16 protein-coding genes are annotated in these 15,115 nt (G+C 38.7%); 8 read left to right on the plus strand and 8 right to left on the minus strand.

Annotation, left to right across the window (positions count from 1 at the left end; genetic code table 11):
* Positions 1 to 22: 22 nt before the first annotated feature.
* Positions 23 to 1,276, plus strand: a complete 1,254-nt coding sequence (locus tag AB8M93_RS12750; protein WP_373058245.1) for a tetratricopeptide repeat protein — start codon at positions 23 to 25, stop codon at positions 1,274 to 1,276.
* Positions 1,277 to 1,331: 55 nt separating this feature from the next.
* Here the strand turns inward: AB8M93_RS12750 and AB8M93_RS12755 are convergent, their stop codons facing one another.
* Both AB8M93_RS12755 and AB8M93_RS12760 read right to left on the minus strand, forming a co-directional pair.
* Positions 1,332 to 2,081, minus strand: coding sequence for a C40 family peptidase (locus AB8M93_RS12755; RefSeq protein WP_373058247.1), 750 nt, complete (start codon positions 2,079 to 2,081; stop codon positions 1,332 to 1,334).
* 23 nt (positions 2,082 to 2,104) lie between these two features.
* The gene (locus AB8M93_RS12760; protein WP_373058249.1) at positions 2,105 to 3,286 is read right to left on the minus strand and encodes an acetyl-CoA C-acyltransferase; all 1,182 of its coding nucleotides are present in this window, start codon (positions 3,284 to 3,286) and stop codon (positions 2,105 to 2,107) included.
* Positions 3,287 to 3,398: 112 nt separating this feature from the next.
* Between AB8M93_RS12760 and AB8M93_RS12765 the strand changes: the two genes are divergently transcribed.
* Positions 3,399 to 5,447, plus strand: a complete 2,049-nt coding sequence (locus AB8M93_RS12765; RefSeq protein ID WP_373058251.1) for an HD family phosphohydrolase — start codon at positions 3,399 to 3,401, stop codon at positions 5,445 to 5,447.
* A 2-nt stretch (positions 5,448 to 5,449) separates the two neighbouring features.
* On the opposite strand, the gene AB8M93_RS12770 is transcribed toward AB8M93_RS12765, so the two are convergent.
* On the minus strand, positions 5,450 to 5,899 hold the full coding sequence (locus AB8M93_RS12770; protein ID WP_373058253.1) for a transcription elongation factor: 450 nt from the start codon (positions 5,897 to 5,899) through the stop codon (positions 5,450 to 5,452).
* A 192-nt stretch (positions 5,900 to 6,091) separates the two neighbouring features.
* Between AB8M93_RS12770 and AB8M93_RS12775 the strand changes: the two genes are divergently transcribed.
* Entirely contained in the window at positions 6,092 to 6,754 is a 663-nt protein-coding gene (locus AB8M93_RS12775) for a SatD family protein (protein WP_373058255.1), read from the plus strand.
* Entirely contained in the window at positions 6,751 to 7,479 is a 729-nt protein-coding gene (locus AB8M93_RS12780) for a DUF3307 domain-containing protein (protein ID WP_373058257.1), read from the plus strand. Before AB8M93_RS12775 ends, AB8M93_RS12780 begins: the two co-directional genes overlap by 4 nt.
* Here AB8M93_RS12780 and AB8M93_RS12785 read toward each other — a convergent pair.
* Positions 7,456 to 7,863 (minus strand): glyoxalase, encoded by a 408-nt coding sequence (locus AB8M93_RS12785; protein WP_373058259.1) that lies wholly within the window; start codon positions 7,861 to 7,863, stop codon positions 7,456 to 7,458. The genes AB8M93_RS12780 and AB8M93_RS12785 overlap by 24 nt on opposite strands.
* Before the next feature lie 172 nt (positions 7,864 to 8,035).
* Between AB8M93_RS12785 and AB8M93_RS12790 the strand changes: the two genes are divergently transcribed.
* The 4 genes from AB8M93_RS12790 to AB8M93_RS12805 all read left to right on the plus strand — a co-directional run bounded on the left by AB8M93_RS12790 (position 8,036) and on the right by AB8M93_RS12805 (position 11,276).
* Entirely contained in the window at positions 8,036 to 9,394 is a 1,359-nt protein-coding gene (locus AB8M93_RS12790) for an NAD-dependent succinate-semialdehyde dehydrogenase (RefSeq protein WP_373058261.1), read from the plus strand.
* Positions 9,395 to 9,404: 10 nt separating this feature from the next.
* The gene (locus AB8M93_RS12795) at positions 9,405 to 10,274 is read left to right on the plus strand and encodes a DUF72 domain-containing protein (protein ID WP_373058263.1); all 870 of its coding nucleotides are present in this window, start codon (positions 9,405 to 9,407) and stop codon (positions 10,272 to 10,274) included.
* A gap of 3 nt (positions 10,275 to 10,277) precedes the next feature.
* A complete protein-coding gene (locus AB8M93_RS12800; protein ID WP_373058265.1) occupies positions 10,278 to 10,691 on the plus strand; it encodes an NUDIX domain-containing protein in 414 nt (137 codons plus the stop codon).
* 195 nt (positions 10,692 to 10,886) lie between these two features.
* The gene (locus tag AB8M93_RS12805) at positions 10,887 to 11,276 is read left to right on the plus strand and encodes an acyl-CoA thioesterase (RefSeq protein WP_373058267.1); all 390 of its coding nucleotides are present in this window, start codon (positions 10,887 to 10,889) and stop codon (positions 11,274 to 11,276) included.
* A 2-nt stretch (positions 11,277 to 11,278) separates the two neighbouring features.
* Here AB8M93_RS12805 and AB8M93_RS12810 read toward each other — a convergent pair whose 3' ends face one another.
* The 4 genes from AB8M93_RS12810 to AB8M93_RS12825 all read right to left on the minus strand — a co-directional run bounded on the left by AB8M93_RS12810 (position 11,279) and on the right by AB8M93_RS12825 (position 15,035).
* Entirely contained in the window at positions 11,279 to 12,202 is a 924-nt protein-coding gene (locus AB8M93_RS12810) for a mechanosensitive ion channel family protein (protein ID WP_373058269.1), read from the minus strand.
* 78 nt (positions 12,203 to 12,280) lie between these two features.
* Entirely contained in the window at positions 12,281 to 13,408 is a 1,128-nt protein-coding gene (locus AB8M93_RS12815) for an endonuclease/exonuclease/phosphatase family protein (RefSeq protein WP_373058271.1), read from the minus strand.
* A gap of 29 nt (positions 13,409 to 13,437) precedes the next feature.
* Positions 13,438 to 14,748, minus strand: a complete 1,311-nt coding sequence (locus tag AB8M93_RS12820) for a mechanosensitive ion channel family protein (protein WP_373058273.1) — start codon at positions 14,746 to 14,748, stop codon at positions 13,438 to 13,440.
* Between the two features lie 2 nt (positions 14,749 to 14,750).
* Entirely contained in the window at positions 14,751 to 15,035 is a 285-nt protein-coding gene (locus AB8M93_RS12825; RefSeq protein ID WP_373058275.1) for a DUF3817 domain-containing protein, read from the minus strand.
* Positions 15,036 to 15,115: the final 80 nt, after the last annotated feature.

Here is a 15,115-nt window from a genome sequence, read left to right on the forward strand (position 1 = left end):
TAAATAATTAAACCAAAATCAAATGAAAACTAATATTTTGACGCTGGCGTTGTCTGTATTAACCTTTACGGCGTTCGCACAAAAGAATGAAATTAAGGATGCCGAAGATGCCATTGAAGATGGTAATTATGCTCAGGCCAAGACACAATTAACCAAGGCTGAACAGATGTTGTCTGACGCCAATGACAAATGGACAGAAAGATTCTACCTGTATAAAGGACAGGCTTATCTTGGGTCTGGAGAAAATGTTTCTCTTGAAGATCTTAAAACTGCTGCAGCCGCTTATCAAAAAGCTGCCGATATGGGAGCAGAAGGGGCTGAAGATGGACTTGTTGCTGTTAGAAACAGTTTAGTACAAGGCGCAATTGCCGATCAAAACGCGCAGGAATTTGAAAATGCCGCAGATAAATTATACACCAGTTATGAGTTAAGTGGAAAGACCGATACCATTCACCTTTATTATGCAGCGAATAATGCCGTCCAGGCCGGAGATTATGATAAAGGTCTTGAATACCTGAATACCCTTAACGAAATTGGTTATGATGGTTCCGGTACAGAATATTATGCTGTAAATACTGAAAGTGGTGAAGAAGAACTAATGGGAAGCAAAGAACAGCAGGATTTAATGGTTAAAACCAACCAATACAAGGATCCTTCTGAAAGAAAGATTCCTTCTAAAAAAGGTGATATCACCAGCCTTATCGCAAGGATTTATGTAAGCCAGGAAAAATATGAGGAGGCTGAAGAAGCAATGGAAGCAGCTATTAATGCAAATCCCGATGATTTGGAATTAAAACAGGTACAGGCTAATATGTACTATAACATGGGGGATAAAGAAAAGTATAATGAAATCATGGAGCAGGTGGTAGAACAGGCTCCAGATAATGCAGCCCTTTATTATAACCTTGGAGTGAACAGCGCAGATCTTGGTAATAAAGATAAAGCAATGCAGTATTATCAAAAAGCTATTGAACTGGATCCTTCTATGACTGATGCCAAATTAAATATGGTGGCACTAATTCTAGGGAAGGAAAGAGAGATTATTGATGAAATGAATAATCTGGGGATGAGCAAAGAAGATAATAAACGATATGATGAATTGCAGAAGGAAAGAAATGAAATCTATAAAGAAGCCATTCCTTACCTTGAGGAGGTTATTGAAAATAAACCTTCTAATGTAGAAGCTATTCGCACTGCTAAAAATATTTATACCCAGTTAGGGAATGAAGAAAAGGTGGCAGAGATGGATGCCATGTTGCAAAATCAACAACAATAGGATACATTTCATTTTGTGTATAAAAAAAGCCGCTGAAAATTTTCAGCGGCTTTTTTTATACAACTTTTTTAATCACCCTTAGCTGGTGTGTATGCCTTTTTTGGTCTACATTAAAAATGCCTGAATGATCTATGCGGTCAATTCTTACCTGCCCGTCTACATGAATAATATAATTGTCCTGCATCATAATGCCAACGTGCTCAATAATTCCTTCACTGTTATCAAAAAAAGCGAGATCACCCGGTTCACTTTCTTCTATAAAACTTAAAGCCAACCCCTGGGTGGCCTGTTCTGCCGGAGTTCTTTTGAGTCTATACCCGTTAAGCTTGTAAACCATTTGCGTAAGTCCGGCAGCATCTATTCCTAAAGGAGATCTGCCCCGCCAGCAGTATGGGCTATTTAGGTATAAAAGCGCACTATTTACCAGTGCCTCTTTTTCTTTCTTACCTACGGTAATTTCTCCTTCAAATTCATGCTGAAATAATTCCAGAGAATTTAATGCAGCTCCCAGAGGGACGGCAATTAATTGCTTCCTGGCATCGGTGATATAATTAAAAAGATCAGCCGAAAGGTGTATTTCCCCTTCTTCAAGCCCATTAAATTGAGCTTCATCAATTTTAAGATACTGCTTATTATATATCCAAGCTTCAAGGTTATCAAAAGCAACACGTATCCGGCTCCACTTTCCTCTTTCTTCCAAAACTTTAAAATGTTCACCGTATAATAACTGAGATACCATTTCACTTTGGTCTGAAGCCGAAAAGCGAATGGGGACGATGCTTAAATGGCAAATTCCGTATTGCATTCAGAAATGATTATCATATAAATTTAAGAATTTCGCTCTATTATCATTGCTGAAGCTCCGCCGCCGCCATTGCAGATTGCAGCAGCTCCCAATTTGGCGTTGTTCTGCTCCAGTACATTAAGCAGGGTGATCACAATGCGCACCCCGCTGCAGCCAAGTGGATGTCCCAGGGAGACCGAGCCACCGTTAACATTGGTGTTTTTATCGCTTAGCCCCAGAATTTTCATATTAGCCAGTCCCACCACAGAAAAAGCTTCATTAAATTCAAAAAAATCCACATCATCCTGGCTTATATTAGCTTTCGCCAATGCCTTTGGCAATGCCTTGGCAGGAGAAGTAGTAAACCATTTTGGTTCCTGGGCGGCATCTGCAAAACTTTTAATGGTCGCCAAAACGTTGAGTCCTAATTCTTCAGCTTTTTCACGGCTCATCAAAACCATTGCGCCGGCCCCATCATTAATGGTAGAAGCATTCGCCGCGGTCACTGTTCCGTCTTTGCTAAAGGCAGGGCGAAGAGAGGCAATTTTCTCCATTCTTACATTTTTATACTCTTCATCTTCCTTTACAATAACCGGATCGCCTTTTCGCTGCGGAACTTCCACGGGGACAACTTCATTATCAAATTTCCCCTCTTTCCAGGCTTTGGCAGACCTTTCATAAGATTGCATGGCAAAAGCATCCTGGTCTTCCCTGGAAAAATTATATTCCTTAGCACATAAATCTGCACAAACTCCCATAGCATTATGATCGTAAGCATCTACCAGCCCATCTTTTTGCATGCCATCTTCCATTGCAGCAGGACCAAATTTTTGTCCTTTCCGAAGATAAAGGTAATGTGGAATTAAACTCATATTTTCCATTCCGCCGGCTACCACTATAGAAGTATCTCCCAACATAATAGATTGGGCCGCGTGCATTAATGCCTTCATGCCGCTGGCACAAACTTTATTTACTGTGGTACAGGGAACAGTGGCGGGAATGCCTGCACCTAAAGCTGCCTGTCTTGCAGGAGCCTGCCCTACGCCTGCCTGTACTACATTACCCATAATAACTTCTTCTACAAGTTCAGGCTTCAGTTTGATTTTTTCTAAAGCCCCTTTAATAGCAATAGCACCAAGTTTTGTTGCAGGAACACTAGAAAGGCTGCCTAAAAAACTTCCTATTGGAGTGCGGGCAGCACTAACTATAACCACTTCTTTATTCATAATTTCTTTATTATTTTCTTCCTTCCGCGAAGTTAAGGATTTTATAAGGAACATAGCAATAGAGTATAATTCAGGGTGATTTTTATTACATTTGATCATTAGCTGAATATACATGAGCAATTTCGTAAATAACCTTTATAAAAACCAGGCGCTCTTTTATAAGGTTTTTTTATTCATATTATCTGCGGTACTAATCGTTTACCTGCTTCCTAAGGGAGGGAAATTTAAATATGATATCCCCAAAAATAAACCCTGGCAGTATGAAAATTTATATGCCCCTTTTGATTTTGCCATTCTAAAGACCGATGAAGAAATTCAGGAGGAAAGACAGGCGATAAAAAACAGCCTTATTCCATACTATGAATATAATGAGGATGTTGTAGAACGGGTAAAGGCAGATGCTTTGCATGAAGTGCAAAGGACTTTTAGCGACAGTATTCTGGATCTCGCGGAACGACCCCTGAATAATTTTGTAGAAAAAACCGTAGATAAAATTTATAAAAACGGATTGCTGCAGGAAAGCAACAGGATGGGACCAGAACAGCTGGTTTATTTGCGGAAAGGAAATGAAGCCTACGAAGTTACCTACAAGAAAATCCTGAAACAGGGTGATATTCGTAATTTTCTGAGCAATGAAATAGATGAAGCCAATATTGGTTTTTTCAAGAACGAATTGCTGGAGGTTTTTTTTAATTCGGTAGAACCCAATGTGGTTTATAATAATGACCTTACCCAAAAGGAACTGGAAAGCAGATTGAACAATATTTCCTATACTCGCGGCATTATTGAGCAGGGAAGCCGGGTAATTGCCAAGGGAGAGGTGGTGGATAATACCAAGTACAACATCCTGCGGTCCCTTAAGCAGGAGTATGAGTCCCAGGTATGGAGCCAGGCCAATCATAACTGGATCCTTGTGGGCTACAGTACGCTGGTAGCTTTGGCTTTGCTAATGCTGCTGTTGTTTATTAGAAAATATCGCTGGGAGATTTATGAAAATAATGTAAAGGTCACTTTTATTTTTTTCAACATCATCTTTATGGTAATGCTTACCACTCTGGTGGTAAAATTCAATATTGATTATGTCTACGTGGTGCCACTGTGTATTTTGCCACTAACGCTAAAAGCCTTTTTTGACGCCCGTTTAGGACTTTTTACCCATGTGCTAACAGTATTGTTGCTGGGTTTTATAGTACCCAACAGTTATGAGTACATGTTTTTACAAATCATTGCGGGTATTGTGACTATACTTACGGTTTCTGAACTTTATAAACGAGCCAATCTTTTTATTTCTGTAGGGCAGATTACCCTGGTGTACATTATTTCTTATTTTGCCTTTACCATTATCCAGGAGGGAAATATTGCTGATGTAAAAGGGGAGGTGTTTCTTACCTTTTTACTGGGAGGGCTGGCCACGCTTTTTGTACAACCCCTTATTTATATTTATGAAAAAATCTTTGGAATGGTTTCAGATATGTCCCTGCTGGAACTTTCTGACACCAATTCCAGGTTGCTTAAGGAATTGGCTGAAAAAGCGCCGGGTACCTTTCACCATTCCCTAAATGTGGCTAACCTTGCAGAAGCTGCCGCTAATGAGATAAGCGCCAATGCAATGATGGTAAGGGTAGGGGCACTTTACCACGATATCGGAAAAATGCAGAACCCTACTTATTTTACTGAAAATCAAACCACTTCTGTAAATTCGCATGATGAATTATCTCCCCGTGAAAGTGCAGAGATTATTATTGAACATGTCATCCGTGGAATTGAGATTGCTAAAAAAAATAATCTTCCAGACCGGGTGATCGATTTTATACGTACCCATCATGGCACCAGCACGGTGTATTATTTTCTTATGAAAGAGAAGGAAAATAGCAGTGGCGAAGTGGACCCCGATGATTTTCGCTACCCGGGGCCAATTCCGTTTAGTAAAGAAACGGCTATTTTAATGATGTGTGACAGTGTGGAAGCGGCCAGTAAAAGCCTTAAAGAACCTACCTCTACTCTTATAGATGAGTTTGTGGAGAAAGTTATTAATAAGCAAATGAAAGAAGGACAATTTTTAAATTCCAATATTACCTTTAAGGAAATCCAACTCGTAAAAAAAATTCTCAAGCGTAAGCTAAAAAATATATATCATTTACGAGTTGAATACCCTGAATAATTTTAGTGCAGCGCTACTATTTTAAATTCTTGTCCGTTAAAGGTATAACTATCTCCGGCTTTTTTGCCTTCCAGTCCTTCATATACCGGGGCATCGGTAGAAATAGCATACACTACGGTACCATCTTCCATTTGCAATTCGCCTAAAGGTACAGACACGTAATATAGATTTTGCTTTGTTTCCACCACACTGCCAAAATCCACAATTTTACTGTAATGCTCCAAATCCAGGCGGCTTAAGGTTTCTTTCATTTCCCTTGCATTGTTGAGATGGTCTGCATTTTTTTCAAAATCGCCTAGCAGCTTTCCGCGGTTATCTTCATCATAATCTGTCTTTACATCATTAGCATCCATAGACTCCTTTATCATGTCCATCTCTTCCTGATATTTCTCAATTTTCTCATTTACCACTTCTAAGGCCTTATAATAGATTTCTTTTTTATTGACTTTCATAGTTATTTTTATTGATTTTCTTAAAATTAGGTATCATACTATACCTGAAAGAATATTTAGCAAAAGTTTAATAAGCAGTTTTATTTACTTTTATTTTTATAAGCCTATGTCCTTATTCAGCATTATTATAAGCCTTAAAACTTATAAAGTGTAAATATTAGTTTTTAGCCTAATAAAACTTATATTTGAAATATGATAGCCGTAATTACTGCAGATCTTATTAATTCTTCCGGATACAGCCAGGAGCTGCTATCGCGGGCAATAGCCGTATTAAATGAAGAATTTAAAAAAATACAAGAGAAGCATGGCCAAGGAACCAGCTTTAGAATTTACCGTGGAGACAGTTTCCAGGGGATTATCAAAAATCCTGGAAAAGCCCTACATATTGCCATCACTCTAAAGGCTGCTATCAACAAAATTTCCACCGGTAAAAATCCTGGAAAAGCCCTTTCTATAGAGGCAGATTCAAAAACAGCAATAGGAATAGGAGCATATGATTTTGTAAGGGATGAAATTGCAGAATCCAACGGGCAGGCATTTCAGTTTTCAGGCCGTACATTAGATGAAATGAAAAAATCTGGAAGAACGTTAATGCTTAAAACACCAGACGAGAACATCAATGGAGAGTTTAACAGCAGCCTGTTGCTCCTGGATACGTTCATTAATAAATGGAGTACCGCTTCCGCAGAAGTGATTTTTTATCTCCTGCATGGTTATAAAGAGCAGGAAATAGCAGATAAGCTAAATATAAGCCAATCTGCCGTGAACCAGAGAAAAAAAGCTGCCGGCTGGGAAGCTATTTCTTCTTTGTTGGAAAGGTATGAAAAAGTAATTTCTGAAAAATTCAGCCTATGATGCCTTTGCTCATTTTCCTGCAACTCTTGTTGGCCCATATCCTTACAGATTTTGTTTTTCAGCCTACAAAATGGGTATTACATAAACGCCAGTATAAGGCGGCTTCTGTTTATTTATACCTACATTCTATTATTGCAGGATTGCTCACCTATCTCCTTCTAATAAGGTGGGAGTTATGGTATGTAGCTTTATTTATTTCTTTAACCCATTGTATTATAGATTACTGGAAATTAAAGCATAAAAAAGATAATCTGCCCGTATTCCTTTTGGACCAGCTGTTTCATTTATTAGTAATTCTGGCAGTATGGCTTTATCTTACTTACGGTTTTAAGCAATTGCTTCCTTTTGTAGTACAGTTTTTCTCTTCTACAGCCGTACTGGCTATCATAACCGGTTATCTTACCGTGATTTTTCCGGTAGGTTTTATAATAGGAAAAGCAACACAGCGCTGGCATAATGAACTTCTTGAGGATGGAAAAAGCGTAAGTCTGGAGGCTGCAGGGCGGTATATTGGTATTTTTGAAAGAATTCTGGTGCTTACCTTTATTTTAACCGGTAACTTTTCAGCAATAGGATTTTTAATAGCGGCAAAATCTATTCTTAGATTTAGTGATAAGTCTGAAGCAGGAGCAAGAAAACAAACAGAATATGTGCTTATTGGAACCCTTATGAGCTTCGCAATAACCATTTTGCTGGGCCTTTTAATATACCATATCTCGTTCTAGAAGCTGGAGATTATCCTGTAAGCGTTCTTTTACTATATTCATCATGCGTTTGTTTAAGGCAGAAGAATTTTTAATATACGCATCATACTCCTGTAGGGTGAACTGCCCTATGATGATTCCTTTCAGGGAATTCCTGAATTTAATATCCTTTTGAATAGCATTCTCAACATACTTAAGGCGTTTTTCCAGGCTCATGTCATAAAAGACATTTTTATGTTTAGAAACATAATTACGAAAAACAGCAAGTAATAATTCATTCTGAAGCTTGGCAACAGGCCTTAAAGTACGATTTTGAAACTGCTCATCAAGGCTCATGTTTTCAGAAACTTTTGCTGAAGGAATTTCTGGTCTTAACTCGATTAAATGAAGGTCTCGTGCATTCATAGCCGGTAAAGTTTCTTAAATTTAAGCATTCTGCGGCATAAATTTTCTCTTTAAGACCATACTTGTAAACTACTTATAAACAATAGCAGGCAAGTTAAAATCCTCTTAATCGGCCCTGCATGTCCTGTACTTCTTTTTATATTTAATAGAATTGATAAAAAGAAAAAGAAAAATGATTGTTTCAAAAAACCCATACAACGGCCAGGAGATTCAAAAATTTGAAGAATATACTAAAGACCAAATAGATGAGGCCCTGGAAAAGGCCACTTTAACCTTCAAATCATGGAGAAAAACATCTTTTACAGAGCGTTCAAAACTCATGAAAGCTGCTGCGGAAGAGCTAAAAGAGAATAAGCAGGAGTATGCTAAAGATATAACCCTTGAAATGGGCAAACCTATTAAACAAGCTGTTTCTGAAATTGAGAAATGCGCGTGGGTCTGTGAATATTATGCTGAAAATGCCGAAGAGCAACTTGCAGATGAAAAAATTGCAACAGATGCGGCAGATAGTTATGTGCGTTATGAACCCCTGGGGGTTGTACTGGCAGTAATGCCGTGGAATTTTCCTTTCTGGCAGGTATTCAGGTTTGCAGCGCCGGCCTTAATGGCAGGAAATATTGGAGTGCTGAAGCATGCCAGCAATGTAATGAAATCTGCCAATAATATTCAAAAAGTTTTTGAAAGGGCTGGTTTCCCTGAAGGATGCTTCCAAAACCTGGTTATTGGAAGTAAAAAAGTGGAAGCTATTATAAAAGACAAAAGAATAAAGGCAGTAACGTTAACCGGGAGTAAACCTGCAGGAAGCGCCGTAGCTTCAGTTGCCGCGAAAAATATTAAAAAATCGGTTTTGGAACTTGGGGGAAGCAATGCTCTTGTGGTTTTTGAAGATGCTAACCTGCAGGAAGCAGTAAAAACATGTGTGCAGGCGAGATTTCAAAATACGGGACAGAGTTGTATATCCGGCAAACGCCTGCTACTTCAAGAAAATATTGAAAAAAAATTTATGAAATTATTTCTGGAGGCAGTAAAAGATTTAAAGAGCGGCGATCCTCTTGAGGAGGAAACCTATATTGGTGTTTTGGCCAGGGAAGATCTGGCAAAAGATCTGGAAGACCAGGTAAACAGGTCGGTAGAGCAGGGCGCCCAAATACTGTTAGGTGGCAAAAGGGATCATGCGTATTATGAACCCACCATAGTAGGTAATGTAACTAAGGGAATGGCTGTTTTTGAAGAAGAAACCTTTGGTCCAGCCATCTCAGTAACTACTTTTAGAGATGAACAGGAAGCCGTAGACCTGGTAAACAGCTCTTCTTTTGGACTTGGAGTTTCTATTTTTACTGAAGATTTTGACTTTGCAAAGAAACTGGTGCCTCAATTTGATGATGGCGCGGTATTTATTAATGAACTGGTAAAAAGTGATCCGCGGCTTCCTTTTGGGGGGACTAAGGAATCAGGTTATGGCCGGGAACTTTCAGAACATGGGATTAGGGAGTTCCTGAACAAAAAAACAGTATATTTCAATAAATATTAAAGAAATTTAAATGAAATTCGGAAAAGTAGAACACCCGGAAGATGTAGATTTTTCTCTTCCGGCTACTCATGCACAAACCAAAAAAATACTTTCAGAGTATAAACCTGAAGAATTTAAGGATGTTAGAATTGGCTGTGCAAAATGGAACCGTACAGATCTTAAAAATTTTTATCCCAGGGGTACAAAAGATGAGCTCAGTTATTACAGCACCCAGTTTAATTCTATAGAATTAAACGCCTCCTTTTACAGAATTTTTCCGGAGGCACAATTTCAAAAATGGGAAGAAAAGGCAGAAGGAGATTTTAAATTTTTTCCAAAAGTCCCCAGGCTGGTGAGCCATTTAAAACGGCTTAATGACTGTGAAACTCTTGTGGATGATGTGGTAACCAATATGTTGCCGCTCAAAGAAAAATTGGGAATGGTTTTTCTTCAGATGCCAGATAATTTCCAGCCTAAATATATAGACCGTCTGGAACCTTTTTTTAACCACTGGCCAAAGGAAATTCCTTTGGCAGCAGAATTACGGCATACAGACTGGTATAATGACGCTGCCGTAGCCAATAAGCTTAATGATATTCTTATAAAATACAATATTGCCAGCATAATTACAGACAGTGCGGGCAGAAGGGATTTGCTGCACATGAGACTTACCAGTGATACTGCTTTTATTCGCTATAACGGGTCCAACCATGAGTCTGACTATTCCAGGCTAGACGATTGGCTGGAAAAGATAGAAGAATGGTATAAATTAGGTTTAAAAAACCTCTATTTTTTTGTTCATCAAAATCTTGAAGAAGCGTCTCCTTTATTGTCGGCTTACTTCATTAAAAATTTTAATGAAAAGTTTAAAACAGATATTCAAATACCAAAAACCTTATAGAAAATGAGCAATCAGGATATTGCTATAACAGTAGATAGCGTGGTTTTATGTAATGTAGAAAATCTTTTTAAAGTTCTACTTGTAAAAAGGAAAAATGATCCTTTTAAAGGGCAATGGGCGTTGCCAGGAGGATTTATGGAAGACGGGGAAGAGCTGGAAGCTGCCGCTAAACGGGAATTGAAAGAAGAGACAGGAGTAGAGATAAAGTCCATGGAACAGATTAAAGCTTTTGGAAGACCGGGTAGGGATCCTCGGGGAAGAATGATTTCCATAGCATTTTTGAGCCGTATATTTTGTGAGGAAGAACTCAAGCCGGGAGATGATGCAGGAGATGCTCAATGGTTTGAACTGGATAAACTTCCTGATCTGGCTTTTGATCATCAAGAGATCATTACCGCTGCACGGGGACTTCTTTAAAAATAATTCAAATTTTCTGGTGGAAGTTATTATAAGTGTATTTATACAAGAGACCTGTTTTTGAGATTTTGTTTAACTTGCAATTAAATAAATCCTAAGGATCCGGTTATTAATGATAATTTTTAAGTTACAGGCTTATCTTTTGAAAGCTGTAAGGCATTAAAGCCGGCTTGGAGTAATAATTGCACAAAAAACATGAGATTTCATACCAGAAAATGGGTTAAGCCCGGAGATTTAAATCCAAACCGCACCTTATTTGGGGGTAAATTATTAGAATGGATTGATGAGGAATGTGCACTCTACAGCATAATCCAGCTGGAAAATCCTAAAACGGTCACTAAGTATATGAGTGAAATTGATTTTAGGAGTTCGGCCAGGGAAGGAGATATTGTGGAAATTGGAATTGAAGTGGTAAAATTTGGTACGGCTTCTTTAACATTAAAGTGTGAGGTGCGCAACAAAATGACCCGTGAAACTATAATTACTATAGATAAAATCGTGATGGTTTCTCTTGATGAAAACGGGCATTCAAAACCCCACGGGAAGACCCAGGTAGAATTTGTAAAAGACAGGTTGGCAAATTAAAATTAAGAACCTTCTTTTTGCTGCTCTTTTTGTTTTTCGGCAAGGCGCACTGGAAACTCTGTTTCCCCGCCATATAATTTAATTTCCTGTATATCTGCCGGCATATAATATCCATGTTCTTCGAGGGCTTCTTTTACAGTTCTTACCACATTTCCTTTTGTAATTAAAGCCATTCTTCTAAAGTCTTTGGTGTCTACCCAAAAAAATACTTTTAGGTTTACCGTACTTGTGGCCAGTTCATCTTCAATAACAAAATTTTCGTGTTCTGCATCTTCAATAACCATAGGTTCTTTCCTCAGGGCTTCCATAACCGTTTGCTTTGCCCCATCAATATTATCTTCGTAAGCAATTCCTATTATAAAGCTCCATCTAAAAAACCCATCTTCAGTAAAATTGGTCACCGGTTTGGTAAGAACATCGCTGTTGGGAATGTAAACGTCTTTGCCGTCAAATGTTTTTAACTTGGTATAACGAAACTCCAGTGCCTTTACTTTTCCAAAATTTTCACCTATTTCTACGGTATCTTCTACATCAAAAGGGCGGTTGAACGCAAGAATAATTCCGGAGATAAAATTTTCCCCAATATCCTTAAAAGCAAACCCAAGCACCAGGGCACTTGCCCCTGCTGCAGTAAGCACTCCGGTCGCGATTCCACCTAAACCCGCAGCCCGCAATGCCAGCATAATAGCGGTAACTACAAATACAAACCTAATGGTTTTTCCTAAAAACCGGCTCATTAATGGGTCATGGGTGCGGGAAGAAATGCGCTTGGTGGCAAACTTGCCAATCCAGCCTCCCACAAGCACGCCCAGGATAATAATTAAAATTCCCAGGCCTATGCCGGGTAACTGCTCGATAAAATTATTGTAAAACCTTGAAAAGGCATCCTCTATAGTTGTGGAATTATACACATTTGCCTGCTGCATCTGGACGAGTTTTAAACTAAAATACAATTAAGCTTCTGAAAAAAGAAGTTTTTGTGATATTAGTGGAGCCTCAACTCATTATTCCTGCAGCAGGGCCTGTTTTTTCTGGTTTTTCTTCTGTTCTTCCTCTTTCTCTTCTCTTTGTTTCTTGATGGCGGCAGCAATTTGATCGTTAGCCCGTTTTAATTGATTAGCGGTAGGAGCTTCGGGAATTTGTTCTTCAGCCCTTTCCGGTTCCAGGCTTACCGTAATATAAAATGGAAAATGATCTGAATCTATGCCAGCCATTGCCTGGCATTTCACCAGACGGAATTCCTCTGAAACAAAGAAGTGGTCCAGGGGCCATCGTAAAATATTGCTGCCAGCATTGAAAGTGTTGTAAAAGCCGCGTCCCACGCGAATATCCAGCAGTCCTCCAACCTTTTTGAACAAACCGGTAGTGCCAGACCAGGCAACATCGTTAAAGTCACCGGCTACTATCACAGGTAATTTAGATTCCCTGGCCCTTTTTGCAATCATCATCATCTCGGCATCCCTGTCTGTAGAAGATGGATTGTGCTGGGGCATTGGCGGAGTGGGGTGAATGGCATACAGCTGAATCTCCTTTCCTGAATCCAGTTGTACAATACTGTGAATGGATGGAATACTGTCATCTATTAAATAATGTACTTTTGGATCTTTTAGTTTTAGCCTGGAATACAGTAACATGCCATACGTGTTGTTAAGCGGAGCTTCAACTTTATAAGGGAATTTAGAAGTAACTTCTGCCAGTTCAGATTTCCATTTGCTGTTGGTTTCTGTAAGCAAAACCATATCGGGATTTTCCTTTTTTAGCTCTTCAATTAAAAGTTTTGAGTTTTTATTTTTCTGCAACACATTAGCGGCAAAGAAACGGATGGTATTTGCTTTGCTGATTTCTGCGGAAGCATTGCCAACTTCATAATCGTTATGAGGAAGGTATGGGTATATCTTTACCATTTGAAAAAGGAAACAAATGGCAAGAAGGCCAACAAAAGAATAATCTTTCCAGGATTTTATGTTAAATCTTGCAAAATACACCACCAGGGCCACCATGGTGAGAATGGTAAGTTGAATATGAGGATAATCAAACATGCGTACCCACCAGTAGTCTGCAGCAGCCAGGGGAATAACTGTGAGTACTATAGCAAGGATTCCAAAGCCCCTCAAAAAAGGTTTTAATTTCATTATGGGGAATTATTTCGGGCTAATATAGTTTAAACTTCTTTAGGAGGAGCATCCATTTTTAAATGCTGAAAATCATCACCTGAGGGGGATTCAAAAAGTTTTAGATGGAAAAAAGGGATTGCTGCAATGAGATGATCAAAAATATCTGCCGTAATATATTCAAAATTTTCCCACCGCTTATCTTTGCTAAAACACAGGATTTCAAGCGGCAGCCCTTGCGCCGTGGGAGCAAGTTGCCTCACAATGATATACAGGTCTTTATTGATGGCAGAATGTTCATGTAGGTAAGTATCAGCGTATTTTCTAAATATTCCGAGATTGGTTTGATTTCTTCCGTTTAAGGCCAGGCTTTTATCCACACCGTTCCTCTGGTTGTATCGTTCTATTTCATTCTGTCGGTTTTCCACATAGTCAGAAATTAGTTTTATTTTTTTTAAATGCTGAAGATCTTCTGAAGAAAGAAATCTTACAGAATTTTGCTTGATGTATATAGCCCGTCTTATTCTCCTTCCCGGGCTTTCCTGCATTCCTCTCCAGTTTTGGAAGGAATCCGAAATTAGGCTGTAGGTGGGGATGGTGGTAAAGGTATTATCCCAGTTTTGAACCCTTACAGTGGCAAGGTTGATTTCTGTAACATTCCCATCGGCGCCATAGCGGCTAAAAGTAATCCAGTCTCCAATACGAACAATATCATTAACCGAAACCTGTATAGAAGCCACAAATCCTAAAATAGTATCTTTAAAAACCAGCAGTAATATGGCGGAAGCGGCACCAAGCGAAAGGGCAAAACTTACCACAGACTCGCCGGTAATTTCAGCAAAAATAAACATGAAGCCAATCACCCAAAGGATAATGAGAAATACCTGGCTGTAACTTTCTATAGGTTTATCACCATATTCATCCCTTGTCTTTAGGTAGTTTCTGGAAGTCCTTATAAAGCTTCTCACAATCCATATACAAAGAATGATTGCGTAAATATTAAGAAGGATAAACAGATTAAATGAAAAAAAAGAACCTTCCAGTAAGGCGGGAAAATCAGCAAAAATATAAGGAAGCGCGTAATAAACCAGCAGTAAGGGTACAATTTGCCCAACATATTTTGGAAAATTGCTTTGGATAAGAAAATCGTCAAATGTTGTGACCGTTTTATCTGTGAATGCCTTAAAAGATTCTATTACGAAGCGCCGTATAATATATTTTATTACCCATACTAATAAAAGAAGCACCCCCAGATTTACCAGCATATTAAGGTAAGAAGCCACAATGGTGTTCACTCCTTGTGAAACCAGAGTTCTTTCTACAATACAGGTTATATTTTCAAATTCCTGATTAAAATCCATATTTAAAGATATTTCCTTTCTACATAGAAGGGCCCAAAGGGGATAAGCGAAAATAGCAGGATTAAAGCCAGATCTTTGGCTTTCCATGGCATGGCATTAAAGAGTAAAAATGCCAGCAGGACGTAAGCAATAAAAAGCAGCCCGTGTGCCATTCCCACATATTGCACCGGTTGCGGTAGATCAAAAATGTATTTTAACGGCATCGCAAGCAGTAGCAAGGCCAGAAAAGATATCCCTTCCAGGATGCTAATCCATTTAAAAATGCTTTTTTTATGCTTTAATTGCATATTTCTTAATTAAGGAGTGCAAAGATAAATTATATAAAGAAATCAGCATTAGATTTAGAGAATTTTTCAGAAGCTGGATT

Source organism: Autumnicola aciditolerans (genome assembly GCF_041679265.1).
Classification (GTDB): domain Bacteria; phylum Bacteroidota; class Bacteroidia; order Flavobacteriales; family Flavobacteriaceae; genus Autumnicola.

Bases quoted from the DNA above. Each gene is read 5' to 3' on its own strand.
- AB8M93_RS12750 (WP_373058245.1), top strand. From the start codon at position 23: ATGAAAACTAATATTTTGACGCTGGCGTTGTCTGTATTAACCTTTACG.
- AB8M93_RS12825 (WP_373058275.1), bottom strand. From the start codon at position 15,035: ATGCAATTAAAGCATAAAAAAAGCATTTTTAAATGGATTAGCATCCTG.
- AB8M93_RS12790 (WP_373058261.1), top strand. From the start codon at position 8,036: ATGATTGTTTCAAAAAACCCATACAACGGCCAGGAGATTCAAAAATTT.
- AB8M93_RS12765 (WP_373058251.1), top strand. From the start codon at position 3,399: ATGAGCAATTTCGTAAATAACCTTTATAAAAACCAGGCGCTCTTTTAT.
- AB8M93_RS12780 (WP_373058257.1), top strand. From the start codon at position 6,751: ATGATGCCTTTGCTCATTTTCCTGCAACTCTTGTTGGCCCATATCCTT.
- AB8M93_RS12755 (WP_373058247.1), bottom strand. From the start codon at position 2,081: ATGCAATACGGAATTTGCCATTTAAGCATCGTCCCCATTCGCTTTTCG.
- AB8M93_RS12785 (WP_373058259.1), bottom strand. From the start codon at position 7,863: ATGAATGCACGAGACCTTCATTTAATCGAGTTAAGACCAGAAATTCCT.
- AB8M93_RS12820 (WP_373058273.1), bottom strand. From the start codon at position 14,748: ATGGATTTTAATCAGGAATTTGAAAATATAACCTGTATTGTAGAAAGA.
- AB8M93_RS12775 (WP_373058255.1), top strand. From the start codon at position 6,092: ATGATAGCCGTAATTACTGCAGATCTTATTAATTCTTCCGGATACAGC.
- AB8M93_RS12810 (WP_373058269.1), bottom strand. From the start codon at position 12,202: ATGCAGCAGGCAAATGTGTATAATTCCACAACTATAGAGGATGCCTTT.
- AB8M93_RS12770 (WP_373058253.1), bottom strand. From the start codon at position 5,899: ATGAAAGTCAATAAAAAAGAAATCTATTATAAGGCCTTAGAAGTGGTA.
- AB8M93_RS12815 (WP_373058271.1), bottom strand. From the start codon at position 13,408: ATGAAATTAAAACCTTTTTTGAGGGGCTTTGGAATCCTTGCTATAGTA.
- AB8M93_RS12795 (WP_373058263.1), top strand. From the start codon at position 9,405: ATGAAATTCGGAAAAGTAGAACACCCGGAAGATGTAGATTTTTCTCTT.
- AB8M93_RS12760 (WP_373058249.1), bottom strand. From the start codon at position 3,286: ATGAATAAAGAAGTGGTTATAGTTAGTGCTGCCCGCACTCCAATAGGA.
- AB8M93_RS12800 (WP_373058265.1), top strand. From the start codon at position 10,278: ATGAGCAATCAGGATATTGCTATAACAGTAGATAGCGTGGTTTTATGT.
- AB8M93_RS12805 (WP_373058267.1), top strand. From the start codon at position 10,887: ATGAGATTTCATACCAGAAAATGGGTTAAGCCCGGAGATTTAAATCCA.